General features: G+C 65.2%; 24 protein-coding genes. 16 read left to right on the top strand and 8 right to left on the bottom strand.

The window, feature by feature from the left end:
* Positions 1 to 7 precede the first annotated feature (7 nt).
* The 13 genes from Cte04_RS18795 to Cte04_RS18735 all read left to right on the top strand — a co-directional run bounded on the left by Cte04_RS18795 (position 8) and on the right by Cte04_RS18735 (position 14,565).
* Positions 8 to 2,080 (top strand): bifunctional 3-phosphoshikimate 1-carboxyvinyltransferase/cytidylate kinase, encoded by a 2,073-nt coding sequence (locus tag Cte04_RS18795; protein ID WP_066482473.1) that lies wholly within the window; start codon positions 8 to 10, stop codon positions 2,078 to 2,080.
* 178 nt (positions 2,081 to 2,258) lie between these two features.
* On the top strand, positions 2,259 to 3,962 hold the full coding sequence (rpsA, locus tag Cte04_RS18790) for a 30S ribosomal protein S1 (protein ID WP_083526752.1): 1,704 nt from the start codon (positions 2,259 to 2,261) through the stop codon (positions 3,960 to 3,962).
* 104 nt (positions 3,963 to 4,066) lie between these two features.
* Complete coding sequence (locus Cte04_RS18785; RefSeq protein WP_066482462.1) at positions 4,067 to 4,390, top strand: integration host factor subunit beta; 324 nt, start codon at positions 4,067 to 4,069, stop codon at positions 4,388 to 4,390.
* A 75-nt stretch (positions 4,391 to 4,465) separates the two neighbouring features.
* Positions 4,466 to 4,828: a LapA family protein gene (locus Cte04_RS18780; RefSeq protein WP_066482460.1), complete on the top strand. Its 363-nt coding sequence runs from the start codon at positions 4,466 to 4,468 to the stop codon at positions 4,826 to 4,828.
* Entirely contained in the window at positions 4,818 to 5,975 is a 1,158-nt protein-coding gene (gene lapB, locus Cte04_RS18775; protein ID WP_066482454.1) for a lipopolysaccharide assembly protein LapB, read from the top strand. The genes Cte04_RS18780 and lapB overlap by 11 nt, the downstream gene beginning before the upstream one ends.
* A gap of 604 nt (positions 5,976 to 6,579) precedes the next feature.
* Positions 6,580 to 9,558 (top strand): monovalent cation/H+ antiporter subunit A, encoded by a 2,979-nt coding sequence (locus Cte04_RS18770; protein ID WP_066482448.1) that lies wholly within the window; start codon positions 6,580 to 6,582, stop codon positions 9,556 to 9,558.
* Positions 9,558 to 9,923: a Na+/H+ antiporter subunit C gene (locus Cte04_RS18765; RefSeq protein ID WP_066482443.1), complete on the top strand. Its 366-nt coding sequence runs from the start codon at positions 9,558 to 9,560 to the stop codon at positions 9,921 to 9,923. Before Cte04_RS18770 ends, Cte04_RS18765 begins: the two co-directional genes overlap by 1 nt.
* Positions 9,920 to 11,758, top strand: a complete 1,839-nt coding sequence (locus Cte04_RS18760; protein WP_066482438.1) for a monovalent cation/H+ antiporter subunit D — start codon at positions 9,920 to 9,922, stop codon at positions 11,756 to 11,758. The genes Cte04_RS18765 and Cte04_RS18760 overlap by 4 nt, the downstream gene beginning before the upstream one ends.
* Before the next feature lie 5 nt (positions 11,759 to 11,763).
* Positions 11,764 to 12,255: a Na+/H+ antiporter subunit E gene (locus tag Cte04_RS18755; RefSeq protein ID WP_066482621.1), complete on the top strand. Its 492-nt coding sequence runs from the start codon at positions 11,764 to 11,766 to the stop codon at positions 12,253 to 12,255.
* Positions 12,252 to 12,530, top strand: coding sequence for a K+/H+ antiporter subunit F (locus Cte04_RS18750; RefSeq protein ID WP_066482432.1), 279 nt, complete (start codon positions 12,252 to 12,254; stop codon positions 12,528 to 12,530). The genes Cte04_RS18755 and Cte04_RS18750 overlap by 4 nt, the downstream gene beginning before the upstream one ends.
* Positions 12,527 to 12,976, top strand: a complete 450-nt coding sequence (locus tag Cte04_RS18745; protein ID WP_066482422.1) for a monovalent cation/H(+) antiporter subunit G — start codon at positions 12,527 to 12,529, stop codon at positions 12,974 to 12,976. Before Cte04_RS18750 ends, Cte04_RS18745 begins: the two co-directional genes overlap by 4 nt.
* Before the next feature lie 80 nt (positions 12,977 to 13,056).
* Positions 13,057 to 13,434: a fluoride efflux transporter CrcB gene (gene crcB / locus Cte04_RS18740; protein WP_066482417.1), complete on the top strand. Its 378-nt coding sequence runs from the start codon at positions 13,057 to 13,059 to the stop codon at positions 13,432 to 13,434.
* 246 nt (positions 13,435 to 13,680) lie between these two features.
* A complete protein-coding gene (locus Cte04_RS18735) occupies positions 13,681 to 14,565 on the top strand; it encodes an LOG family protein (protein WP_066482416.1) in 885 nt (294 codons plus the stop codon).
* Between the two features lie 113 nt (positions 14,566 to 14,678).
* On the opposite strand, the gene Cte04_RS18730 is transcribed toward Cte04_RS18735, so the two are convergent.
* From Cte04_RS18730 to Cte04_RS21905, 8 genes are all read right to left on the bottom strand, one after another.
* Positions 14,679 to 15,887, bottom strand: coding sequence for an MFS transporter (locus tag Cte04_RS18730; RefSeq protein ID WP_066482412.1), 1,209 nt, complete (start codon positions 15,885 to 15,887; stop codon positions 14,679 to 14,681).
* Complete coding sequence (locus Cte04_RS18725) at positions 15,884 to 17,323, bottom strand: DNA recombination protein RmuC (protein ID WP_083526756.1); 1,440 nt, start codon at positions 17,321 to 17,323, stop codon at positions 15,884 to 15,886. Before Cte04_RS18725 ends, Cte04_RS18730 begins: the two co-directional genes overlap by 4 nt.
* 522 nt (positions 17,324 to 17,845) lie before the next feature.
* Positions 17,846 to 18,253 carry a tautomerase family protein gene (locus Cte04_RS18720; protein ID WP_066482403.1) on the bottom strand — a complete coding sequence of 136 codons (408 nt, stop codon included), beginning with the start codon at positions 18,251 to 18,253 and terminating at the stop codon, positions 17,846 to 17,848.
* 201 nt (positions 18,254 to 18,454) lie between these two features.
* Positions 18,455 to 19,435, bottom strand: a complete 981-nt coding sequence (locus Cte04_RS18715; RefSeq protein WP_066482397.1) for a 2-hydroxyacid dehydrogenase — start codon at positions 19,433 to 19,435, stop codon at positions 18,455 to 18,457.
* A gap of 91 nt (positions 19,436 to 19,526) precedes the next feature.
* Positions 19,527 to 20,939, bottom strand: a complete 1,413-nt coding sequence (locus tag Cte04_RS18710) for a sodium:proton antiporter (RefSeq protein WP_066482618.1) — start codon at positions 20,937 to 20,939, stop codon at positions 19,527 to 19,529.
* A gap of 103 nt (positions 20,940 to 21,042) precedes the next feature.
* Positions 21,043 to 22,275 (bottom strand): nicotinate phosphoribosyltransferase, encoded by a 1,233-nt coding sequence (pncB, locus tag Cte04_RS18705; protein ID WP_066482387.1) that lies wholly within the window; start codon positions 22,273 to 22,275, stop codon positions 21,043 to 21,045.
* Positions 22,276 to 22,479: 204 nt separating this feature from the next.
* The gene (locus Cte04_RS18700; protein ID WP_370671038.1) at positions 22,480 to 22,953 is read right to left on the bottom strand and encodes an acyl-CoA thioesterase; all 474 of its coding nucleotides are present in this window, start codon (positions 22,951 to 22,953) and stop codon (positions 22,480 to 22,482) included.
* A 269-nt stretch (positions 22,954 to 23,222) separates the two neighbouring features.
* On the bottom strand, positions 23,223 to 23,363 hold the full coding sequence (locus Cte04_RS21905) for a hypothetical protein (RefSeq protein ID WP_217997593.1): 141 nt from the start codon (positions 23,361 to 23,363) through the stop codon (positions 23,223 to 23,225).
* A 62-nt stretch (positions 23,364 to 23,425) separates the two neighbouring features.
* Between Cte04_RS21905 and Cte04_RS18690 the strand changes: the two genes are divergently transcribed.
* From Cte04_RS18690 to Cte04_RS18680, 3 genes are all read left to right on the top strand, one after another.
* The gene (locus Cte04_RS18690) at positions 23,426 to 23,974 is read left to right on the top strand and encodes a phasin family protein (protein ID WP_066482381.1); all 549 of its coding nucleotides are present in this window, start codon (positions 23,426 to 23,428) and stop codon (positions 23,972 to 23,974) included.
* A 260-nt stretch (positions 23,975 to 24,234) separates the two neighbouring features.
* Entirely contained in the window at positions 24,235 to 24,993 is a 759-nt protein-coding gene (locus tag Cte04_RS18685) for a 3-hydroxyacyl-CoA dehydrogenase (protein ID WP_066482379.1), read from the top strand.
* A 108-nt stretch (positions 24,994 to 25,101) separates the two neighbouring features.
* A complete protein-coding gene (locus tag Cte04_RS18680) occupies positions 25,102 to 26,244 on the top strand; it encodes a GGDEF domain-containing protein (RefSeq protein ID WP_066482376.1) in 1,143 nt (380 codons plus the stop codon).
* The last annotated feature ends 99 nt before the right edge of the window (positions 26,245 to 26,343 follow it).

Below are 26,343 nucleotides of genomic sequence, written 5' to 3'. Positions count from 1 at the left end.
AATTGCCATGTTCACCACCGAATTCCTCGACCTGCCCGCCCTGGACACCGCCCACGGCACCGTGAGCCTGCCCGGCTCCAAGAGCATCTCCAACCGTGTGCTGCTGCTGGCCGCGCTGAGCCAGGGCACGACCGTCATCCACGATCTGCTGGATTCGGACGACACCCGCGTCATGCTGGCCGCGCTCCGGCAGCTGGGCTGCCGCATCGCCCCCGATGCCGTCGTTCCAGGCCAGGCCATCGAAGTCACGGGCATCGGCGGCCAGCTCCCCGCGGACGCCGCGGCCACGCTGTTCCTCGGCAATGCCGGCACGGCCATGCGCCCCCTGACCGCGGCGCTGGCCGTGCTGGGCGGCAGCTTCGAGATGACGGGCGTGCCGCGCATGTACGAGCGCCCCATCGGCGATCTGGTCGATGCGCTGCGCCAGCTGGGCTGCCGCATCGCCTACCTGGGCAACGAGGGCTTCCCGCCGCTCAAGATCGGCCGGCCCGATTTCAGCCGGTTCGGCCAGGCCCCCATCCAGGTGCGCGGCGACGTCTCCAGCCAGTTCCTCACCTCGCTGCTCATGGCCCTGCCGCTGCAGGCCGGCTCGCGCGACATCGTCATCGAGGTCGTGGGCGAGCTGATCTCCAGGCCCTATATCCACATCACGCTGGAGCTGCTGGCGCGCTTCGGCATTGCCGTGAAGAACGAGAACTGGCAGCGCTTCGTGATCCCGGCCGGCAGCCGCTACCGCTCGCCCGGCGAGATCCATGTCGAAGCCGATGCATCCTCGGCCAGCTACTTCATCGCGCTGGGAGCCATTGCCACCGGCATGGCCGACACAGCGGATGCCGACAACGCCACCGGGCGCAAGAGCATCCGCATCCTGGGCGTGGGCCGGGACTCCATCCAGGGCGACATCCGCTTTGTCGAAGCCGCCCGGGCCATGGGCGCCCAGGTGGAAAGCGGCCCCAACTGGCTGCAGGTCGCGCGCGGAGAGCCGGGCCAGGGCTGGCCGCTCAAGGCCATCGACCTGGACTGCAACCACATCCCCGATGCCGCCATGACGCTGGCCGTGATGGCGCTGTATGCCGACGGCACCACCACGCTGCGCAATATCGCCAGCTGGCGCGTGAAGGAAACCGACCGCATCGCCGCCATGGCCATCGAGCTGCGCAAGCTCGGCGCCACGGTGGAGGAAGGCCCTGACTACATCCGCATCACGCCCCCGGCATCCAGGGCCGACTGGAAGGCTGCCAGCATCCACACCTATGACGACCACCGCGTGGCCATGTGCTTCTCGCTGGCGGCGTTCAATCCGGCCAAGCTGCCCGTGCGCATCGAAGACCCCAAGTGCGTGGCCAAGACCTTCCCCGACTATTTCGAGGCCTTGTTCTCGGTCTGCCAGACCGAGCGCGAGCGCATTCCCGTGATCTGCATCGACGGCCCCACGGCCTCGGGCAAGGGCACGATTGCCGCCGAAGTCGCCAGGGCGCTGGGCTACCAGCTGCTGGACTCGGGCGCGCTCTACCGCATCACGGGCCTGGCCGCATCGCGCGCCGGCCTGGCGCTGGACGAATCCAACGAGGAAACCATTGCCGAGATGGCGCTGGACATGCCCGTGCGCTTCGATGCCCAGCAGCGCGTGTGGCTGGGCGACGAGGACATCAGCCTGGCCATCCGCAGCGAGCAGGCCGGCATGAACGCCTCGCGCGTCTCGGCCCTGCCCGCCGTGCGCAGCGCGCTGGTCGACCTGCAGCTGGCATTCCAGACCCTGCCGGGCCTGGTGGCCGACGGCCGCGACATGGGCACGGTGATCTTTCCCCATGCGCCGCTGAAGGTCTATTTGTCGGCCTCGGCCCAGTGCCGCGCCGAGCGCCGATATAAACAGTTGATTTCCAAAGGAATTTCAGCTAACATATCCACCCTTTTGGCAGACCTTGAGGCACGCGATGCCCGCGACATGCAGCGGGCGACCGCGCCGCTCAAGCCCGCCGAAGATGCCCTGCTGCTCGACAGCTCCGAATTGACCATTGAACAAGTGGTCGCCCAGGTGCTGTCGTGGTGGCAGGAACGCCAGCCGTTCGGCCGCGCTTGATTTTTCAGGCACGGCCCTGCAACTGGCTTGCCGGCCCTTGGTGCCAGGAGCGTCGCTCGTCAGAGACAGCGGCGGCCCGGCAGCAGGTTTTTTCACCTTTTAACCCCGTGGGTGTGAACCCACAAACCTCCGCATCCAGTCATAAAAACGCTTGGCAATGGTGCCGACGGAAACCTGTATGCGGGCAAGGAACTACATGTCTGAATCTTTTGCCGCCCTGTTTGAAGAATCGCTGCAACGCACCGAAATGCGTCCCGGCGAGGTCATCACCGCCGAAGTGGTGCGCGTCGAGCACAACTTTGTTGTGGTGAACGCAGGCCTGAAGTCGGAAGCCTACGTGCCGATCGACGAATTCAAGAACGACCAGGGCGAAATCGAAGTCCAAGTGGGTGACTTCGTGTCCGTGGCCATCGGCTCCATCGAAAACGGCTACGGCGACACCATCCTGTCGCGCGACACCGCCAAGCGTCTGGCTTCCTGGCTGTCGCTCGAGAAGGCGCTGGAATCCGGCGAATTCGTGACCGGCACCACCTCCGGCAAGGTCAAGGGCGGCCTGACCGTTCTGGTCAACGGCATCCGCGCCTTCCTGCCCGGCTCGCTGATCGACACCCGTCCGATCAAGGACCTGACTCCCTACGAAAACAAGACGATGGAGTTCAAGGTCATCAAGCTGGACCGCAAGCGCAACAACGTGGTGCTGAGCCGCCGCGCCGTGGTCGAAGCCTCGATGGGCGAAGAGCGCGCCAAGCTGATGGAAACGCTGAAGGAAGGCGCCATCGTCAACGGCGTGGTCAAGAACATCACCGAGTACGGTGCGTTCGTGGACCTGGGCGGCATCGACGGCCTGCTGCACATCACCGACATGGCATGGCGCCGCGTGCGTCACCCCTCCGAGGTGGTGCAGGCTGGCCAGGAAATCACGGCCAAGATCCTCAAGTTCGACACCGAGAAGAACCGCGTTTCGCTGGGCCTGAAGCAGATGGGCGACGATCCCTGGATGGGCGTGGCTCGCCGCTACCCCTCGGGCACGCGCCTGTTCGGCAAGGTCACCAACATCGCCGACTACGGTGCTTTCGTGGAACTGGAGCCCGGCATCGAAGGCCTGGTGCACGTTTCCGAAATGGACTGGACCAACAAGAACATTGCTCCCACCAAGCTCGTGTCCCTGGGCGACGAAGTGGAAGTCATGGTTCTGGAAATCGACGAAGACAAGCGTCGCATCTCCCTGGGCATGAAGCAGTGCAAGGCCAACCCCTGGCAGGAATTCGCCCAGAACACCAAGCGCGGCGACCGCGTGAAGGGCCCGATCAAGTCGATCACCGACTTCGGCGTGTTCGTGGGCCTGGCTGCCGGCATCGACGGCCTGGTGCACCTGTCCGACCTGTCGTGGAACGAAGCTGGCGAAGCCGCTGTCCGCAACTACAAGAAGGGCCAGGAAGTCGAAGCCATCGTGCTGGCCGTGGACGTCGAGCGCGAGCGCATCTCCCTGGGCATCAAGCAGCTGGACAGCGACCCCTTCACGACCTTCGTGACCGTGAACGACAAGGGCCAGATCGTGACCGGCAAGGTCAAGACCGTGGACGCCCGTGGCGCTGAAATCGACCTGGGCGACGACATCGTCGGCTACCTGCGTGCTTCGGAAATCTCCGCTGACCGCGTGGAAGACGCCCGCTCGGTGCTGAAGGAAGGCGACGAAGTGACCGCCGTGGTGACCAACGTGGATCGCAAGACCCGCAACATTCAGCTGTCCATCAAGCAAAAGGACCACGCCGAGCAGCAGGAAGCCATGGCTTCCCTGTCGGCCCAGTCCTCCAAGGAAAACGCCGGCACGACCAGCCTGGGCGCCCTGCTGCGCGCCAAGCTGGACAACTCCGACAAGTAATCCACGTCAGCCGGTCGGCAGGCCTGCCTGCCGACCGCTACGCGTCGAAGACAGCGGGCGCCTTGTGCGCCCGCTGTTGTTTCCCCCTTTCACCTCGTCGTCCGATGACCCGATCCGATCTCGTCGAAGAACTTGCCGCCCGGTTTGGCCAACTCAACCAGCGCGATGCCGAGCAGGCCGTCAAAACCATTCTGGACGCCGTCAGCGATGCCCTGGTACGCGGACACCGCATTGAAATCCGCGGTTTCGGCAGCTTCGCCATCAACCACCGCCCGCCGCGCATCGGCCGCAACCCGCGCAGCGGCGAGGCCGTGCAGGTCCCTTCCAAGCGTGTTCCCCATTTCAAGCCCGGCAAGGCCTTGCGCGAAGCCGTGGACAACCAGAAAAGCACCGATACCGCGGCAGATTCCGCCGCAGACCCGTCCTGAGCGCTCCTGCGCAGGCATCGCGCGCGCCCTGCGTGCGGACTGGCCTAAAATCCTTCCCGACACACAAGGGGAAGCATGAAATACCTGTTGTGGCTGCTCAAGGCAGCCATTTTTTTCACACTGTTTGCCTTCGCGCTGAACAACCAGCAGGACGCAACCGTGCACTTTTTCTTTGGCACCACCTGGACGGCGCCCCTGGTGCTGGTGGTGCTGGCCGCTTTTGTGCTGGGCCTGATCGTGGGCGTGCTGGGCATGGTGCCGCGCTGGTGGAAGCACCGCACCGCGGCGCGCGATGCCCAGGCAGCGGCCAGGGCCCAGCAGGCGCAGCCCGCGCAAGCCGAGGCTACCACCCCCAACACCAAGGACGCAACTGCCGGCAACGTCGGCGTTTCGCCTTCTTCTCCCGTCATCGTACCGAGCGACGTGCATGGAATTTAATCTGACCTGGATTCTGCTGGGCCTGCCCGTGGCTTTCGTGCTGGGCTGGCTGGCCTCGCGCTGGGACCTGCGCCAGGTGCGTGCCGACAACCGGCAGGCACCCAAGGCCTACTTCAAGGGGCTGAACTTTCTGCTCAACGAGCAGCAGGACAAGGCCATCGATGCCTTCATCGAGGCCGTGCAGAACGACCCTGACACCTCGGAGCTGCACTTTGCCCTGGGCAACCTGTTCCGCCGCCGCGGCGAATACAACCGTGCCGTGCGCGTGCATGAGCACCTGCTGTCGCGCGGCGACCTCTCGCGCAGCGACCGCGATCGCGCCCAGCATGCACTGGCCCATGATTTTCTGAAGGCCGGCCTGCTGGACCGCGCCGAGGATGCCCTGCGCCGCCTGGAAGGCACGGCCTTCGAAGCCGAGGCACGCCTGGCCCTGCTGGCCATCTACGAACGCTCGCGCGACTGGGGGCAGGCCGCCGCCATTGCCGGCAAGATGCAGCAGGCCGGACAGGGGGATTTCAGCACCCGCCTGGCCCACTACCTCTGCGAGGATGCACAGACCCGAATGGCCCAGGGCCAGTTCGATGCCGCACGCAAGCTGCTGGAGCAAGCCCTCGCCACCGCGCCCCAGGCCCCGCGACCGCTGCTGGAGCTGGCACAGCTGCAGCAGCGCTGCGCGCAGCCTGCACAGGCGCTGGACACCCTGGAAAACCTGGCGCGCCAGGCCCCTGCCTCGCTGCCGCTGGCGGCCACTTTGCTGGTGGATGTGGCGCAGGCCACCGGCCAGCAGGCGCGCGTGCAGGGGCTGCTGGAGACCCAGTACCGCCAGGCGCCTTCGCTGGACCTGCTTCAAGCCCTGGTTGCCCTGGACCAGCACATCGGGGTGCCCGATGCACCCGGCCGCGCCCGGCTGGTGCAGCATCTGGACCACGAGCCCTCGCTGGTGGCCGCTGCCCAGTGGCTGCAGGGCGAGACCCTGGCCGAGGAGCAATACCACCCAGCCGTGCAGAAGGCATTGGACCATGCCGCCAAGCCGCTCACGCGCTACCGCTGCGCGGCCTGCGGCTTCGAGGCACGCCAGCATTTCTGGCACTGCCCGGGCTGCCAGAGCTGGGACAGCTATCCGGCCCGGCGTGTCGAAGAGCTGTAGCCCACGGCGCCCCGCCGTGGGCCTCCACACCCTGCTGTACAAAAGAGCTGCCCTGGCGGCTCTTTTTTTATAGCTGCTTGCGCTTTCCCACGCTGGTTTTGAAGGGAAAAAAAACTTTAAACCTATACAGGGAAAGCGCAATCAGCTACTTTTTTCATATCGCAACCGGGCACCAGGGCCTTCGTACAGCCCCTTGCTCCCGCGTAGAAAAGCCTACCGACCCGTTATTTCGGTACAACGGGATCCCGCAGCAGCACCAAAAGATGCTTGGCGGCACGGGTGGCTGCCCCTAGGATGAAAAACATGGCTTGGCGCTGCGCCTGCCAGGACTGCATCGACTGAAGGCCCCGCACATGCCGGACGCATCGCTTCGCCACGGCCGACCCGCCTTCTCGGCAGGCCTGCGGCCCACGCAAGAGGCCTTCCTGGCACAAGGTATGCCTGTCCGGTTCGCCGCAAAAGTAGCCGGCGCCAACTGCGGCGAACGTCTGGCCAGGCAGGCATACAGCGGCATCAATTGCAGCCAACCAGCGATATATAGCCCGCCACATGCTCAGGTTTTCATAGCGAGAAAGAAATGGCTTCCCCCTAAAATAATTCGCCCATGCCCCTGATCACCCTCATCCTCCTGCCCTTTGCCGGCAGCCTTGTGGCTGCCCTGTTGCCCGCGAATGCGCGCAACGCCGAATCCACATTGGCCGGCATTGTCGCGCTGGCCTGCACCCTCCAGGTCGCGCTGCTGTTTCCCGAAATGGCGGATGGTTCGGTGCTGCGGCAGGAAATCGAGTGGCTGCCTTCGCTGGGGCTCAACCTGGTGGTCCGCATGGACGGCTTTGCCTGGATGTTCGCCATGCTGGTGTTCGGCATCGGCTCCCTGGTCGTGCTCTATGCGCGCTACTACATGTCGCCGGCCGACCCGGTGCCGCGCTTTTTCTCCTTCCTGCTGGCTTTCATGGGCGCCATGGCAGGCGTGGTGCTGTCGGGCAACATCATCCAGCTGGTGTTCTTCTGGGAGCTGACCAGTCTTTTCTCCTTTCTGCTGATCGGCTACTGGTACCACCGCAAGGACGCGCGCCGCGGCGCGCGCATGGCGCTGACAGTGACCGGCACGGGCGGGCTGGCCATGCTGGCCGGCATGCTGGTGCTGGGCCATATCGTGGGCAGCTACGACCTGGACAACATCCTGGCCGCAGGCCAGCAGGTGCGCAACAACCATCTCTACCTGCCGGCTTTGGTCTTGATCCTGCTCGGAGCCTTCACCAAAAGCGCGCAATTCCCCTTTCACTTCTGGCTGCCCAATGCCATGGCGGCACCCACTCCGGTGTCTAGCTATCTGCATTCGGCCACCATGGTCAAGGCCGGCGTCTTCCTGCTGGCGCGGCTGTGGCCGGTACTGGGCGATACCGATGCCTGGTTCTGGCTGGTGGGCGGTGCCGGCACCGCCACCTTGCTGATCGGCGGCTATTGCGCCATGTTCCAGCACGATCTCAAGGGATTGCTGGCCTATTCCACGATTTCGCACCTGGGGCTGATCACGCTGCTGCTGGGCCTCAACAGCAAGCTGGCCGCGGTGGCCGCCGTGTTCCACATCATGAACCATGCGACCTTCAAGGCCTCGCTGTTCATGGCGGCCGGCATTGTGGACCATGAAAGCGGCACACGCGACATCCGGCGCCTGTCGGGCTTGCGGCACATGATGCCCATCACCGCCACGCTGGCCTGCGTGGCCAGCGCGGCCATGGCGGGCGTGCCCCTGCTCAATGGCTTCCTGTCCAAGGAAATGTTCTTCGCCGAAACCGTGTTCCTGGATGCAGCCCCCTGGGTCAAGACCGTTCTGCCAGTGGCCGCCACGGTCGCCGGCATGTTCAGCGTGGCCTATTCGTTGCGCTACACGGTGGATGTCTTCTTCGGACCCCGAGCCACCGACCTGCCCCATGCCCCGCACGAGCCGCCGCACTGGATGCGCGTACCCATCGAGCTGCTGGTGCTGGCCTGCCTGCTGGTGGGCATCTTCCCGGCATGGGCCGTGGGACAGTTCCTGGCCACGGCCGCCGCACCCGTGGTGGGCGGCGATCTGCCGGCCTACAGCCTGGCCATCTGGCACGGCTGGAACATGCCGCTGATCATGAGCCTGGTGGCCCTGGTGGGCGGCATCCTGCTCTACACCATGCTGCGCTGGCAGCGCGAGGCCGGCCGCTTCGAGGCCACGCCGCTGCTGAGCGCGCTGAGCGGACGCCGGGCCTTCGAGAATCTGCTGGCCCGCATCACGCAGGCCGGGCGCGCCGGCCGCCGCGCGCTGTCCACGCGACGCCTGCAGTGGCAGATGCTGTGGCTGGTCTGCATTGCCATCACGGCCACGGCCCTGCCGCTGTGGCTGCAGGGCATGGAGCTGGGCAACCGCGGCACCCTGCCGGTGTCGCTGCCCTTTGTCCTGCTGTGGGCCATCGGCAGCCTGTGCGCCCTGGGTACGGCCTGGAAGGCCAAGTACCACCGGATGACGGCCCTGATCATGCTGGGCGGCACGGGCCTGTGCACCTGCCTGACCTTTCTGTGGTTTTCCGCGCCCGACCTGGCGCTGACCCAGCTGGTGGTGGAAGTCGTGACCACGGTGCTCATGCTGCTGGGCCTGCGCTGGCTGCCCAAGCGCGACAAGGCGCTGCGCAACATGGTGGACAACGCGGACGCCCGCGCGCGCGCGCGCCGCCTGCGCGATCTGGTGCTGTCCATGATCGCGGGTGGCGGCATGGCCTGGCTGGCCTTTGCCATGATGAGCCGCCCGTTCTACGAGAGCTCGTCCACCTTCTTCCTCGAACACGCGCTGACCGGCGGCGGCGGCACCAATGTGGTCAATGTCATGCTGGTGGATTTCCGCGGCTTCGATACCTTCGGCGAGATCGTGGTGCTGGGCATCGTCTCCATCGTCATCTATGCGCTGCTGAGGCGCTTTCGTCCGGCGCGCGAGACCATGGACATTCCCGAGCAGCAGCGCTATGTGCCTGGCGACCTGCAGACCGACCTGCTCAACCCGCGCAATGCCAGCGACACGGCCGTGGGCTACCTGATGGTGCCCGCCGTGCTGGTGCGCCTGCTGCTGCCGTTTTCCACGCTGGTGGCGGCCTATATCTTCATGCGCGGCCACAACCAGCCCGGCGGCGGCTTCGTGGCGGGCCTGGTGTTTTCCGTGGCCCTGCTCATGCAGTACATCATCTCCGGCACGCAATGGGTGGAAGCCCACTTGCCGCTGTACCCGCGCCGCTGGATCGCCACGGGCCTGCTGTGCGCGCTGGGCACCGGTCTGGCCTCGGTGGCCGTGGGCTACCCCTTCCTGACCAGCCACAGCTTCGACCTGGCCCTGCCCCTGGTCGGCCATGTGCATGTCGCCAGCGCCACCTTCTTCGACATCGGCGTGTTCGCGCTGGTGGTGGGCTCGACCATGCTGATACTGACGGCCATCGCCCACCAGTCGGTGCGCGGCCACCGATTCCACGCACGGCTGCTGGAAGAGCAAGAACAACAGGCCAGGGAAGCGGAGGCAGCGGTCCAGGCTGCCACCGCCCAGGCTCTGGCACGAGGAGGTATGTGATGGAAATCATTCTGGCCTTGGCCATAGGCGTGCTTACGGGCTCGGGGGTATGGCTTCTGCTGCGCCCGCGTACCTACCAGGTCATCATGGGCCTGGCCCTGCTGTCCTACGCCGTCAACCTCTTCATCTTCAGCATGGGCCGCCAGGGGCTGGCCATCAACAAGGCGCCCGTGCTCGTCAACGGCGTCCCCCAGGACCTGGCCCACTATGCCGATCCCATGCCCCAGGCGCTGGTGCTCACGGCCATCGTGATCGGCTTTGCCATGACGGCGCTGTTCCTCGTGGTGCTGCTGGCATCTCGCGGCTCCTCGGGCACGGACCATGTGGATGGCGTGCATTCGCGCACCGAGCAGGAAATGCTATGACCCAATGGATCGCGGACCTGATGCCGCACCTGATGCTCACGCCCATTCTGCTGCCCATGCTGACGGCGGCGCTGATGCTGTTCCTGCGCGAGGAGCGCCAGCGCCTGAAGCTGGCCATGAACCTGCTGTCCACGCTGCTGGGCCTGGGCATCTGCGCATATTTGATGCGCTGGACCAGCTCGCCGGCCAGCATGGCGGTCTACATACCGGGCAACTGGCCCGCGCCCTTCGGCATTGCGCTCGCGCTGGACCGCCTGACGGCGCTCATGCTGGTGGTCACCTACATCGTGGCGCTGGCCGCGCTGGTGTTCTCGGCCGCGCGCTGGCACCGTGCGGGCGTGCACTTCCATTCGCTGTTCCAGCTGCAGCTCATGGGGCTGAGCGGGGCCTTCCTCACGGCCGACCTGTTCAACCTGTTCGTCTTCTTCGAGATCATGCTGGCCGCCTCCTACGGCCTGCTGCTGCATGGTTCGGGGCGCACGCGCATCCAGGCCGGCATGCACTACATCGCCATCAACCTGGCAGCCTCCTCGCTGTTTCTCATCGGCGTATCCATGCTCTACGGCATCACCGGCACGCTCAACATGGCCGATCTGGCGCGCGCCATCCCCCAGGTGCATGAGGCGGACCGCGGCCTGCTGCATGCGGCGGCCGGCATTCTGGGCACGGCCTTTCTGATCAAGGCCGCGGCCTGGCCGCTCAACTTCTGGCTGGTGCCCGGCTACAGCGCCGCCACTGCGCCCGTGGGCGCCCTGTTCGCGCTCATGACCAAGGTAGGGGTCTATGTGATTCTGCGGCTGTGGACGCTGATGTTCAGCACCGAAGCAGGCCTATCGGCCCTGTTCGGCAGCAGCTGGCTGATCCTGGGCGGCATGGTGGCCATGGCCTACGGCGCCATCGGCATGCTCGGCTCGCAACGGCTGACACACATGGCGGGCTTTGCGGCCATCGTGTCCTCGGGCACCCTGCTGGCCGCCACGGGCTTCGGCCAGAACCTGCTCACGGCCGGCCTGCTGTATTACCTGCCCAGTTCCACCATGGCGATCAGCGCCCTGTTCCTGATTGCCGATGTGGTGGACCGATGGCGGGTCGACGAGGGCTCGGGCGAGCCCTACGAGGACGAGGAGGCGCCCTTCCTCAATGCCGAGCTTCTGCCCACCGAAGGCTTCAATCTCGACGAAGAGGAGGAAGTTCTGATCGGCCGCGCCTTTCCGGCCGCCGCAGTCTTCGTGGGCCTGAGCTTCATGGGCTGCACGCTGCTGATCTCGGGCCTGCCACCGCTGTCGGGCTTCGTGGGCAAGTTCGCCATGCTCAGCGCCCTGCTCAACCCCCTGGGCCTGGGCACCTCCAGCGGCATGCAGGCCGGCTGGACCGGCTGGGCCATGGTGGCCCTGCTCATCGTCACCGGGCTGCTGGCCCTCGTGGCGCTCACGCGCGCCGGCATACGCCACTTCTGGGCCAACCCCGAGCAGAGCGCGCCCTCGCTCAAGGTGGCCGAAGGCCTGCCCATTGCCGCGCTGCTGCTGTGCTGCGTGACCATGACCGTGCAGGCCGACGACATCATGCATTTCACCCAGCGCGCGGCCAATGCCCTGCATTCGCCCGATGTGTATGTGCGTGCCGTCATGGGCACCCGCCCCGTGCCGGCGCCCGCACAGAAAAAGGCCCAGGAGGCCGCAGGCCCCGAGGCTGCGGCCCGCGCGGCCGCGCAGGCCGAGGATGCACCGCCCGTGGCCGGCATCTCTTCGCCTTCGGCGGATATCGCCGGTGCCGCCAGCCCCGGCCGCGGCGCCGCAGAGATCGAGACCCCGGCCCAGCCGCAGGAGCGCCCATGAAAACCATGTTGCAACGGCTGTTTCCCGCCCCGCTGCTGTCCATCGCACTTCTGCTGCTGTGGCTGCTGCTCAACCGCACGGTCAGCGCCGGCCATATTGCACTGGGCCTGGTGCTGGGCCTTCTGATTCCGGTGCTGCTGCGCGGCCTGCGCCCTCTGCCGGTGCGCGTGCGCCATCCGCTCACGGCATTGAAGCTGGCCTTGCGCGTGGTGTGGGACACCTCGGTGTCCAACTACAACGTGATGCGCTTTCTGATCCTGCCGCGGCTGCGCCGCCATCCGGCCAGCTTCGTGCATATTCCGCTGGACCTGCGCGACCCCAACGGTCTGGCCGTGCTGGCCATGATCGTCTGCATCACCCCGGGCACGGCCTGGGCCGAGATTTCGCGCGACCGCTCCATGCTGCTGATCCATGCGCTGGAAGTCGCCGACGTCCAGCAGGTGGTCGACCATATCAAGCAATGCTACGAGCGCCCGCTGATGGAGATTTTCGAATGAGACCTTGGTTTTACTGGGTGCTGGGTCTGGCCTTGCTCATGCTGATCGCGGCCATGGGCTGCGCCGTGATGCGCCTGCTCAAGGGCCCCCATGCGCAGGACCGCGTGCTGGCGCTGGACTGCATGTACCTCAACGGCATGCTCATCATGCTGGTCATGGGCATCACCTACGACAGCACCAACTACTTCGAGGCCGCGCTGCTGATCGCCCTGTTCGGCTGCGTGGGTTCCACGGCCATGGCCAAGTTCCTGCTGCGCGGCGAGGTGATCGAATGAGTACCGAGAGCATTGCCAACGAGCTGCCGCTGTGGGCGCAGATCCTGGTGGCCGCGCTGGTGCTGGGCGGCGCCCTGATTGCGCTGCTGGGCTCGCTGGGCCTGCTGCGCCTCAAGAGCTATTTCGAGCGCGTGCACTCGCCCTCCATCGTCGCCACCATGGGCTGCTGGCTGATCATGCATGCAACCTGGATCTACTTCTCGGTCAGCGGCCAGGGCTTTGCCATGCATGCCTTCCTCATCGCCGTGTTCGTGGCCGTGACCGTGCCCATCACCACCATCTTCCTGATGCGTGCCGCCCTGTTCCGCTCGCGCCGCACCGGCGACCCGGTGCCGCCCACGCTGAGCAATCTGGTGCGCAACGAACCGCTGGAGGAAGACGAGGCCCGAAGCGGCGAAACGGCTTCCGAAGAAACGGCCACCGAGCCCGCGCAGCTGCGCAACTGAATCCCGGCATGGCATGGGGCACCGCCAGTCTTTGCCGCAAGCCGCCGGCAGGCTTTGCCGCCATGCGCTAGATTGCGGCCATGCTCAATATTCTTGCCATCTGCATAGGCGCCTGCGTGGGCGCCCTGTCGCGCTGGGGCCTGGGCCTGTGGCTCAGCTCGGGCGCCAGCATGCCCTGGGGCACCCTGGCCGCCAACCTGATCGGCGGCTACCTGATCGGCCTGTTCGTGGCCCTGTTCCAGGCGATGCCCGAGCTCGATCCCGCCTGGAAGCTGGCCGTCATCACCGGCTTTCTGGGCGCGCTGACCACCTTTTCCAGCTTTTCCGCGGAAGTCATTGCTCTTTTGCAGCAGCAGCGGCTGGCCACGGCACTGGGCTGGTCCGGCCTGCACCTTTTCGGCTCGCTGGCCATGACCTTTGCCGGCATGCAGAGCTGGAACCATTGGGGTGCAAGATAAGCAACCAAAGCATGCGCTCACATAGCAGTAATATCGCCTGACGGCAACCATCCCGGGAATTTGTGGGTTCCGACGCCCCCTGGTCCCGCGAGCTATGAGTTTGTGAGCGTATAGTGCAAGCATCATATGCAATGCAAATACATATGAGATTGAAGCCATGGGTGGACGGGCGGCCCGTGCTACCAAACTTCAATCCGGAGCTGCAGGCGCAGCTCCATGCCACCCAGTTTTTCGTACCGAGGGTCCATGCAAATCTCTTCTCCCCTGTCTGATACCGATCTGGCCAATGCCTGGGCGCAGTTGCACGACCAGGCCCACAACGGCCAGCCCCTGGAACCTCATTCCAATCGCCTGGCATTCGCCGATCCCGAGTTCATGTTCCGCCGCGAGACCCGCGGCATTCGCATGCAGCTGGAGCTGCTCAAGCCCGACCTGGCCCAGATCGAACGCGGCATCGAGCACACCATCGTGGTCTACGGCAGCGCACGCTTTGTCGATGCCGAGCAGGCCCAGCAGCAGCTGGCCGAAGCCCGCGCCAGCGGCGACAGCCAGCGCATGGCCCTGGCCGAGCGCGCCGTGCGCAATGCCCAGCGCTACGAGGCTGCTCGCAGCTTTGCGCGCATCGTGGCCACCGAGGGCATGAAGCAGGCGCCCACCGAACGCTTTTACATCTGCACGGGCGGCGGCCCCGGCATCATGGAAGCGGCCAACCGCGGTGCGCACGATGCAGGCGCACCCAATATCGGCCTGAACATCGGCCTGCCGCACGAGCAGCACGGCAACCCCTACATCACGTCGGACCTGAGCTTCAAGTTCCACTACTTCGCGCTGCGCAAGATGCATTTCATGATGCGCGCCAAGGCACTGGTGGCCTTCCCTGGCGGCTTCGGCACCATGGACGAGCTGTTCGAAGTGCTGACCCTGGTGCAGACGCGCAAGTCCAAGCCCGTGCCCGTCATCCTGTTCGGCCGCGAATTCTGGAAACGCCTGCTCAACCTGGACCTGCTGATCGAGGAAGGCACGATCTCGGCCCAGGACCTAAACCTGTTCCGCTATACCGACGAGCCGGCCGAGGCCTGGGCACTGATCCAGCAGTACTACAACCGCGGCTGGGACCCCGTGGTTCGCTGACCTCCCGAGCCGCGCTACGGGGCTTCCCGGGGCATGCTTCTCAGGGCGCGGGAGCCCGGCCGGCACAGGTTCTTGTTACGTGTGCCGTACCGGGCCGCGCCGGTTCCGGAGCTTCAATGCCCGGCTTCGTGCTCCAGCCATTCCGCCTCGCTGGGCATGTCCTCATGGCCTATGAGCCAGGGCAGGCGCGACGAGACACCCACCATGGTGCCCACGGCCCAGAACAGCGCAGACACGCCGACCACCGCGCCGATGGAGCCGAACAGCACGGGCATGACCACGCTGGAGCCGTTGATGGCCATCATGCGCAGGCCCAGTGCCTCGCCGTGGCGCGCGGGCGGCGTGATCTGGTGGATCATGCTCATCACCATGGGCTGCACCGATCCCAGCACCAGCCCCAGCAGCACCGAGCAGGCGCCCATGCTCCATGCACCGGGCATGAACGGGTAGGCGATGAACAGCGCGCAGGCCGCCACCATGGCGCCCATGACCACCGCCCATTCGCTCATGTGCCGCGTGAGGAGGGGCATCAGCAGGCGGATCAGGGCTGCCGCAATCGCGAAGGCGCCGAGGATGGTGCCGATCACCGAGGCCGGCAGGCCGCGTTCATGGCCCAGGATGGGCACCACGAAGGTATGCACGTCCCAGCATGAGGACAGCGCCCAGTTCAGCAGCAGCAGGCGCCGGAAGCCCTGGTTCTGCAACAGGTCCCAGGCCGTGGCCTGCTTGCCGCTGGCAGGGGCCTCGGGCGGCGGCAGCTCGGCCACCGTGCGCACCCACCACCAGGCGGCCAAAGGCAGCAGGGCCAGCAGCAGAAAAGCGCAGCGGAAACCCGTGAGGCTGGCTTCCTCGCCGCCCGCATAGTCGATCAGCAGGCCGGCAAAGAACGGTCCCAGGAAGTTGGAAACGGCCGGGCCTATGGCCAGCCAGCTGAAGACCTTGCGCAGCTCTTCCTTGGAATGGGCCGAGCGCCCCACATGGCGCTGCAGCGCGATGAGGGCCGTGCCTGCCGCGCCGCCCGTGAGCAGGGCCCCCGCGCACAGCACCGGATAGGTCGGGAACATCACGGACAGCCCCGCGCCCAGGCAGGCCGCCGTCACGCTGAGCAGCAGCGGCTTCCTGAGGCCGTTGCGGTCCGCATAGCGGCCCGCAGGCAGGGACAGGAAGACCTGCGTGAGCGCGAACAGCGCCAGCAGCATGCCCACTGCCGCAGCGCTGAAGCCTTCTTTCAGCGCCAGCAGCGGCGTGGCCATGCGCATGCCCGTCATGCAGGCATGGATGGAGATTTGCGCGAGGATCAGGCGCAGCAGCGTGGCATTCATTCCTCGTCATCCCCCGCGTCCGGCACGGCGGGAAACAGCGGCAGACCGGCTGCGGCCTCGGCGCTGCCCGGCTCGGGCAGCGCCTGAACGTTGCGCAGATGGCGCTGGATGGCGCGCGTGCGCACGCCCACCTGGTCGAACTTGCGCGCGGCCGCATCGATGGACTTGCGCGTGGCCTCCACCACCTCGCCGAACTTGGCGAACTCGGTCTTGACCTGGCCCAGCACGCCCCAGACTTCGGACGAGCGCTTTTCGATCGCCAGCGTCTTGAAGCCCATCTGCAGGCTGCTGAGCATGGCCGCCAGGTTGGCCGGCCCCGTCACCACGATGCGGTTCTCGTTCTGCAGCGTCTCCACCAGGCCCGGACGGCGCAGCACCTCGGCGAACAGGCCCTCGGTGGGCAGATACATCACGGCAAAGTCCGTGGTATGCGGCGGCGCGATGTATTTGCCGGAGATCTTCTTCGCCTCGGCGCGGATGGAGCTCTCGAACGCATTGCCGGCCGCGGCGATGGCCATGCGGTCCGCGCTGTCGAGCGCATCCTGCAGTCGCTGGTAGTGCTCGACCGGGTACTTGGCGTCGATGGGCAGCCACACCGGCTGCTCGTCCTGGCGCCCGGGCAGGCGGATGGCGAACTCCACCAGCTCGTCGCTGCCCGGCACGGTCTTCACGTTCTTCGCGTACTGCTCGGGCGTGAGCACGTTGTCGATGATGGCACCCAGCTGCAGCTCGCCCCAGGTGCCGCGCGACTTCACATTGGTCATCACGCGCTTGAGGTCGCCCACGCTGCCGGCCAGGCTCTGCATTTCGCCCAGCCCCTTGTGCACCTGCTCCAGCCGGTCGCTGACCAGCTTGAACGATTCGCCCAGCCGCTGCTCCAGCGTCGCATGCAGCTTCTCGTCCACGGTGCGGCGCATCTCGTCCAGCTTGGCGGCGTTGTCGTTCTGGATGGCCGCCAGGCGCTCGTTGAGCGTGCCGCGCAGCTGCTCGGCCGTGGTCTGCTGGCCCTGCGCCAGCCCTGCCAGCTGCATGCCCACCGCGTCCTGCAGCACGGCGAACTGATGGCGCAGCTGCTCGCCATTGCCGGTGAGCTGGTCCTTGAGCGCCGCTCCCATCTGGGTGCTCATGTGCGTGAGCTGCTGCTGGATGTCGCCCTTGAGCGAGTCCAGAATGCCGCGCGTGGTCTCGGCCAGGGCCTCGAAGCGCTGCTGGACGTGGCTGTTCTGCTCGGCGCTGCTTTGCGCGAGGCTGTTGCGCGCCTGCAGGCTGTCGGCCGACAGGCGCGCGGCCAGCTGCGTGACCTCTTCGCGAAAACCCGCCAGCGCCATGCCCTGCTCGCGCCGCGCCGCCTGGGCATCCTGCTGGGCCTGGACCAGATGCGTCTGCAGGTGCTGGGTCACGCGGTCCAGCGCGCCATCGCTCTTGGCCACGGCCATCTGCGTGGCCTGGCTGCCGCGTTCCAGCTGCTGCAGGCGCAGATCCACGGCCTGCAACCCCTGCAGCACCTGGGCCTGCAGCCGCAGGGCTTCGGGTCCGGTTGCGGCCTGCGCGGCGCGCCTGAGCGCCGCCAGCCACCAGAGCAAGACCAGCTGCAGGCCCAAGCCTACCGCCACGAGCAACCATACCCACCACGAAGTCACCGTATGCAACCGCTTCTTTCATTGCCTGCAGGAACACTGCAAAGCTATTATTTCAATAGCTTCCGGCGCTTGACCCTCAAGCACTGGAAGCATTTTCTGCAGGATCACAAGGCATGGGCATGCCATTTCGCGTCCGGCAGTGTCGAGCAAGCGCTTGCTCGTCAACGAAATCTATCAGATAGCGGGCGCTCGGAAGCGCAGCCGTGCCACGCCATCCCCCAGCAATGGAGAAGGCGCTGTTCGCCAGATAGGTGGATCTGGCGGGATACGGCAGAAATTCGGCAGCGCCCGGATGCCCCGCGGGCATCCGGGCACCGGTCAGGCGTCGGGGCCGACCTGCTGGGCAATGGCCATGGCGAACTTGCCGCCGCCCACCGACCAGTCGGAGTAGTCGTTTTCGTGCGTGAAGATGAAAACATCGTTCGGCGCCACGCCGGCATCCTTCTCCAGGTTGGCGGCGATATTGGCATAGAGGGCGCGCTTCATCGCGTCGCTGCGGCCGCGGCGCATGGTGATCTCCACCACGACCACGCGGTCCGAACGCTGGTAGCCGTTGAAAGTGCGGCTGAAGAAGAACTGCTGCTCGTCATAGTCGCTGACCATGTTGAACAGCTCGTCGGCAGGCATGCCGATGCCGTCGATCAGGGCCTGGTGGATGCCGTTGACGATGGCCTGGCGCTGGGCGGCGGGGGTGTCCTTGTGGACGCTGGTGCGGATGAATGGCATGGGGTGACCCGGGATAGTGAAGAAAGGCCATACCGCTGGCCTTGCAACAGGTCCTGCGATAGGAGGCAGCGGATTATCAAAGCCAGGCACCGGTTCCGGCACCTGCCAGCCACCCCAAATCGCCTTGAAACTGATGTGACATGGGCCCTACTAATCCACCCCGCCTGCCGCCCGGATACCTGCCGCTTCACTGCCCCCCGTTCACCGGGCCGGCTTGTTGACCGGCGTCAACACCTCGCGCCCCTCGAAAAAGGCGATCAGGTTGCTGGCCGCCAGATCGGCCATGGCCAGGCGCGTGCCCATGGTGGCACTGGCAATATGCGGCGTGAGAACCACATTGGGCACGGTCAGCAGGTCCGGATGCACGGCCGGCTCGCCCTCGAACACGTCCAGGCCGGCGGCGGCAATGCGCTTGTCGCGCAGCGCCCTGGCCAGGGCCGCATCGTCCACGATGCCGCCGCGCGCAATGTTGATCAGCGTGGCCGTGGGCTTCATCTGCGCCAGCTCCGCCGCGCCGATGGTGTGGTGGTTTTCCTGGGTGAAGGGCAGCACCAGCACCACATGGTCGGCGCTGGCAAGCAGTTCGGCCTTGCTCACGTAGCGGGCCTTGCATTCGGCCTCCAGCTCGGGAGCCAGGCGCGAGCGGTTGTGATAGATCACCTTCATGCCGAAGCCGTGGGCACCGCGCCTGGCAATGCCCTGGCCGATGCGGCCCATGCCGATGATGCCCAGCGTGCTGCCGTGCACCTCCGCTCCCGCGAACAGGTCGTAGCGCCAGGAAGTCCACTTGCCGGCGCGCAGATAGTGCTCGCTTTCGGTCAGGCGGCGCGCCGTGGCCATGAGCAGCGCGAAGCCGAAGTCGGCCGTGGTCTCGGTCAGCACATCGGGCGCGTTCGTGCCCTGCACGCCGGCCGCCGTCATCGCGGGCACGTCGAAGTTGTTGTAGCCCACGGCCATGTTGGCCACGATCTTGAGCTGCGGGCAGGCAGCCAGCAGCGCCGCATCGATGGTCTGCGAGCCCGTGGTCAGCACACCGTCCTTGCCTTGCAGCTTCTGCACCAGCTCCTGCGGGCTCCAGATCACGTCGTCCTGGTTGGACTCCACTTCGAAATGCTGCTCCAGGCGCTGCACCACCTCGGGCGAAATGGCGCGGGCAATCAGGATGCGGGGCTTGCAATTCATGTCGTTTTCTCCTTGATGTGTGGCACGCCGTCCGCGCCGACCATGCCGCCCTTGCCTGCAAGGGAAAGGCGCACGCCGGCCCGGCGACTGCTCATTTCCAGAACCAGAACAGCGTGATCAGCACCAGCAGCGGCAGCAGCACGCAGAAAGACCAGGCCATGTAGCCGAAAAAGCCCGGCATCTTCACGCCGCGGTCTTCCGCGATGGCCTTGACCATGAGGTTGGGCGCATTGCCGATATAGGTGTTGGCGCCCATGAAGACGGCACCGGCTGAAATCGCCGTCAGCGTCAGTGCCATGTCGGTCATCAGATGGGCCGGGTCGCCGCCCGCGGTATTGAAGAACACCAGATAGGTGGGCGCATTGTCGAGAAAGGACGACAGCGCGCCGGTGGCCCAGAAGTACATGGCCGGATCGGGCGTACCGTCGGCGCGCGTGACGGCGCGCACGATGGCGCCGAACGGACCGTCGACACCGGCCTTGAGCATGGCGATCACGGGAATAATGGTCAGGAAGATGCCGGCGAACAGCTTGGCCACTTCCTGCATGGGCCCCCAGCCGAATTCGTTGGCAGCGTGCACGCGCCGCGGCGTGAGCCAGAGCGACAGCAGCGCCACGGCGATCAGACCCGCATCGCGCACCAGGCCGGGCAGGCCCACACGGATGCCGGCGACCTCCAGGCCCGCAGGCGTGCGCCAGACGCCGCTGAACAGCACCAGGGCCACCACGGCCAGCAGCAGCGCGAAGTTCACGCCGCCTTCAAAGCCCAGGCGGCTGGGAGCCCCCGAGGCATCCAGGCTGGGCGTGGGATCGGGCAAGTCGGTCTCGCCCCTTTCTCTCATCAGCCGCCTGTCGATGGCATAGAACACGGCCAGCAGCGCCAGCGTGAGAAACAGCATCGGTCCCCAGACATGGCGCACGGTCCAGAAGAAGTCCACGCCCTTCAGAAAGCCCAGGAACAGCGGCGGATCGCCCAGCGGTGTCAGCGCCCCGCCCGCATTGGAGACGATGAAGATGAAGAACACCACCACGTGGGCCTGATGGCGCCGGTTGTCGTTGGCGCGCAGCAGCGGCCGGATCAGCAGCATGGAAGCGCCCGTGGTGCCCATGAAGCTGGCCAGCACGGCGCCCATGGCCAGGATGGCGGTGTTCAGACCCGGCGAACCCACGAGATTGCCGCGGATGTAGATGCCGCCGGCCACGGTGTACAGCGCGGTGAGCAGGATCACGAAAGGCAGGTACTCGGCCAGCAGCGCATGCACGAAATGGTGCGCGGCGGCACCGGCGCCGAACGCCAGCGTGAACGGCAGCAGAAATGCCAGCGCCCACCCCGCCGTGACCTTGCCGAAGTGGTGGTGCCAGAACCTGGGCAGCAGCAGAGGCATCAGGGCAATCGACAGCAGCATGCCGACGAACGGCACGCCCCAGGCCACCGACAGCGCGGCACCGTCGATTTCGCCCGCCTGCGCCGCGCCTGCGCCCAGCAGCAGGCAAGCCGCCGCAATGGCTTGCCGGCCATTCTTCCTGGATAAGCGTCCGAGGCCTGTGTTCAAAGCCTGTCTCCCCTGTTCCCTTGTCGTTGTATCGGAATGCCTGCCCTGCCTGCGCTCAGCCCTTGGCCCCGGGCGGGGCGATCTCGAACACCTGGCGCAGATAGGCCAGGTATTTCTCGTCGTCGCACATGCTCTTGCCCGGCGTGTCCGACAGCTTGGCCACGGGCTGGCCGTTGCAGCGGGTCATCTTGATCACAATCTGCAGGGGCACATGGTCGGGTGCATCGCCCAGGTCGTTGGTCAGATTGGTGCCTATGCCGAAGGCCAGCTTGCAGCGGCCATTGAAGCGCTCGAACAGTTCGATGGTGCGCGGCACCGTCAGGCCGTCGCTGAAGATCAGCACCTTGGTCAGCGGATCGATCTTGTTGGCCTTGTAGTGCGCGATCAGGCGCTCGCCCCACTCGAAGGGATCGCCGCTGTCGTGGCGCGCGCCGTCGAAGAGCTTGCAGAAGTAGAGGTCGAAGTCGCGCAGAAAGGCCGTCATGCCATAGACGTCGGACAGCGCAATGCCCAGGTCGCCGCGGTATTCGCGTGCCCAGGACTCGAAGCCGAAGATCTGGCTGTCGCGCAGACGCGGCCCCAGCGACTGGCAGGCCTGCAGGTATTCGTGCGCCAGCGTGCCCAGCGGCGTGATGCCCAGCTTCATCGCATACAGCACATTGCTGGTGCCGGCAAGCTGGCCCGGCCTGCGCCCGACGCCGGGGCGCAGGCCCCCTTCCGTGCCCAGGCGTGCGCACAGCACGCGCAGCACTTCCTCGTGCCAGGCCTTGGAAAAGCGCCGGCGCGTGCCGTAGTCGGCGATCTTGAGCGTTTCCAGCCCCTCCTGCTGCAGCAGCGCGATCTTATGGTCCAGGCGCCGGCGCCCTTCGGGAAAGGCCGGCACCAGCTGGGTGTTGCGGAAGTACACCTCGTTGACGATGGCCAGCACCGGAATCTCGAACAGGATGGTGTGCAGCCATGGGCCCTTGATCGTGATGTCGATCTCGCCGTTGGCCAGAGGCGTCACCGTGATGTATTTCTCGTTGAGCTGGAACAGCCCCAGAAAGTCCACGAAATCGCTCTTGATGAAGCGCAGCGACCCCAGGTACGCCAGTTCGGCATCCTGGAAGCGCAGCTGGCACAGCGAACGGATCTCCTCGCGGATCTCGTTCACATAGGGCGCCAGCTGCACGCCCGGATTGCGGCACTTGAAGCGGTATTCGACCTGCGCACCCGGGAACTGGTGCAGCACCACCTGCATCATCGTGAATTTGTACAGGTCGGTGTCGAGCAGGCTGGTGATGATCATGGACGGCGGCGGACTGGAGAGCCCGGCAGCAAAAAGACTGGCAGACGTGAGTCAGAACATCGAGTGTAGGCGATTCCCGCAGGCGCCCTGGTTTTCGGCCGCAGTGGCCGCTCGTCCGGCGAGTTTCATTGAAAACCGGTTGTAACGCCCGCCAGGCAAGCGCAGGCAGCTATCAAAACCGAAGGCCCAGGGCCCACGGCGCGCTCAAGCCTTGCGCAATGGCTCCAGTGCGGCGCGCAAGGCGGCTGGAATGGAAACCGGCCGCCGCGTCTGGCTGTCCACATAGACATGCACGAAATGCCCGGCCGCCGCCGAACTGGCCTCGCCCTTGGCGAACAGCCCGACCTCGTAGCGCACGCTGGAGCTGCCGATATGGGCCACGCGGATGCCGGCTTCCACCATTTGCGGAAAGGCCAGCGAGGCAAAGTAATTGCACTGCGTCTCTATCACCAGCCCTATGGTCTGGCCGCCGTGGATATCCAGCACGCCCTGCTCGATCAGATACGCATTCACGGCCGTGTCGAACCAGCTGTAGTAGACGACATTGTTCACATGCCCATAGACATCGTTGTCCGACCAGCGCGTGCTGATGTCACGGAATACGGCATAGGCCTGGCGCGGCTGGGGCACGGCGCGCTCGGTTCTCGCAGGTTGCGGTGCAGGGCTGTGGTCGGTCATGGCCGCCATTGTGCGCATGCGCCGCCTGCCAACCAGCACCAAGGAGACAGTTTGCCGTACCGCATCGACAGACCTTTTGTTTTTCCGAGAGGGATTTATCGGCCGAAGCGGCATTTCCGTTTCCCCATGAATGAGCGGGATATTCGTTAATGGCTTCGGTAGATTCGAAACTCGGCAATACAGCCTCGACCTTATTGCCCGTAAAAAGGCAATTTGAGCGGCGCCCTGCATTTTTATGTCGTCTACAAGACATAAAAAACCTTGCGAAATCAAACATCTATCAAAAACCAACAATTTTCCAAACTTTTTGCTGCAGTGCAGCAATTTATTGCTTGCATTGCAGCATCAAGCCTCTCTACAATACGCTCATGCTGCACTGCAACATACCAGTCCAAAAGACTGGCGGCCATGTCAGCGCAGTTGTTGCCTCCGTCCCGATCCCCTTGTCCGATCTGCAAATTTGGAGAATGAAATGAGCCTGACCCCTGACCAAATCCTGAGCGCACACAAAGCCAACGTCGAAACCCTGTTCGGCCTGACCACCAAAGCCTTCGAAGGCGTGGAAAAGCTGGTTGAACTGAACGTGACCGCTTCGCGCGCTGCCCTGAACGAAGCTGCCCAGCACACCCAGGCCGTCCTGAGCGTGAAGGATGCGCAGGAGCTGCTGGCCCTGCAAGCCAGCCTGTTCCAGCCCCTGGCCGAGAAGACCGCTTCCTACAGCCGTCATCTGTACGACATCGCCAGCACAACGACGACCGAATTCGGCAAGGCCTTCGAAACCCAGGTGACCGAAGCCCGCAAGAACTTCAACGCCCTGCTCGAAAGCACGGCCAAGAACGCCCCCGCCGGTTCCGAATCCGCAGTGGCCATCATGAAGAATGCCGTCTCCGCCGCCAACAGCGCCTTCGAATCGGTGCAAAAGGCCGTGAAGCAGGCGTCCGACCTGGCCGAGACCAACTTCAACACCGTGACCAACACCGCCACGGAAGCCGTCAAGACCACCGGCAACGCCAAGCGCTAAGACAGGCTTATCGGCATGGGATGCAAAAATTCGGGTTTACCCTTATAATCGCCCCATGCCAGGCCGATATCGCTAGATGGCGGCCTCACCAGTTGTCTCCTTGGATCCTCCTGAAACCCCCGTTTCACGGATCCTTTAAGCCCGATCCCCGTGATCGGGCTTTTTTTTTGCCTTCCCGGACCCTGCGCTTTTCGCCATCCGGCATGCATAATTGACGTTTACGTTAACGTAATGCGTTCCCAGAACCCTAGGAGACATCCATGCAGATCCAAGACCGCGTATTCATCGTGACCGGGGGCGCTTCCGGCCTGGGCGAAGGTACCGCCCGCATGCTGGCGGCCCATGGCGGCAAGGTCGTGATCGCCGACATGCAGGCAGACAAGGGCGAGGCCGTGGCCCGCGACATCGGCGGCGCCTTCGTGCGATGCGACGTGAGCAGCGAAGCCGATGGACAAGCAGTCGTTTCCAAGGCCACCAGCCTGGGCAAGCTGGCGGGCCTGGTCAATTGCGCGGGCATTGCCCCTGCGGAAAAAACCGTGGGCAAGAACGGTGCACACAGTCTTGCGCTCTATACCAAGACCATCACGGTCAACCTGATCGGCAGCTTCAACATGATCCGCCTCGCTGCAGAGGCCATGAACCGCAACGAGCCCGAAGCCACCGGCGAGCGCGGCGTGCTGATTTCCACCGCCAGCGTGGCGGCCTATGACGGCCAGATCGGACAGGCCGCCTATGCAGCCTCCAAGGGCGGCATCGTGGGCATGACCTTGCCGATTGCCCGCGACCTGGCGCGCAGCGGCATCCGCAACATGACGATAGCACCGGGCATCTTCGGTACACCCATGCTGTTCGGCATGCCGCAGGAGGTGCAGGACGCGCTGGCCGCGGGCGTGCCCTTCCCCAGCCGCCTGGGAACGCCCGCAGACTATGCCAAGCTGGTCAAGCACATCCTGGAAAACGACATGCTCAACGGCGAAGTGATCCGCCTGGACGGAGCCATCCGCCTCGCGCCGCGCTGACGCGACCTGCTTCAAGCCCAACCCCAAGGCCTGCCCTATTGCGCAGGCTTTTTTGCGCTTGAAAATGTTTGACAACAATTTGTATTGACTTGTTTCAAACTAGCGCAAATGCCGCATATCGATCCGCTCTCCATCAGTTCTGTGGCGGGCCTGACCTGTGCCGTCATGGCCATGGTCCTGTGGGGCGTGCGCCGCAGTCTGCCGATGGCCATGCCGGGCGTGCTGCCCTGGTGCCTGGCACCGCTGCTGTGCACGGCCTCGAGCATCTTCTTCGGCCTTGAAGGCCTGCTGCCGCCTTTTCTGGTCATGCTGGCGGGCAATGCCCTGCTGATGAGCGGCATGGGCCTGTTCTATGTCGGCAGCCAGCGCTTCTGGCAGCGACCATGCTCATGGCATTCCTGGGCCACGGCAGGCGTGGCCCTGCTGGTGGCCATGAGCTATTTCTGGCAGATTCAGCCGGACTTCCGCGCCCGCACCTTGCTGTTTGCCGGCGGCATGGCGATCTGCGCCTTCGCGCATGCACGGCTGCTCCATCGCCATGGCAAGGGATTTTCTTGCCGTCTCATGGTGATTGTTCTGGTGCTGCTGTGCATGGTGATGGTACTCAGGGCCAGCACCACCTTCTGGTTTGACGAACCCGGCTCGACCCGGCTGATGCGCGCACCCATGCAGCAGATCTATGCGGCCGGCTTCCACCTGTCGGCCTTGCTGCTGAGCATAGGTGCACTGCTGATGGTCAGCGAGCGCGTCCGGTATGAATTCGAGCATCAGGCTTCCCACGACAGCCTGACCGGCGCGCTCACCCGGCGCACCCTGTTCCAGGCCGGAGAAAAGGAATGGTCGCGCTGGAAGCGTTACGCGCGGCCGTTTTCCGTGCTGCTGCTGGACATAGACCGCTTCAAGGACATCAACGACCAGTGGGGTCATCCCATCGGCGACAGGGTGCTGCAGGACTGCACCGCCCTGATCGCATCCCGCTTGCGCAACGGCGACGTGCTGGGACGCTACGGCGGCGAGGAGTTCGTCGTGGTGCTTCGCGAGACCGGCAGCGCGGCCGCCTGGACCGCGGCAGAGCGTATCCGCCAGGCCCTGGAGCGGCAGGCTTTAGCCGATATACCCGCCTATACGGCAAGCATCGGCGTGGCCACCGTGACCGATGCAGATGTGGATTTCAGCGCACTGCTCAAACGCGCCGACACAGGCCTTTACCAGGCCAAGGCGTCAGGCCGCAACCAAACCGTCGCGCTGTAAGAAGCTGGCCCGTTCTTACAGCGTGTAAGCATATGTAGAGAGCCTATTCCATCGGCCACATGGCCGATAGTCCCTCCCAGGCGCTCATTCCAATAATCC

Source organism: Comamonas terrae (assembly GCF_001544075.1).
GTDB classification, from domain to species: Bacteria; Pseudomonadota; Gammaproteobacteria; order Burkholderiales; family Burkholderiaceae_C; genus Comamonas; species Comamonas terrae.
The sequence above is the reverse complement of the archived record's forward strand: the minus strand, read 5'-3'. Positions and strand labels throughout refer to the sequence as shown.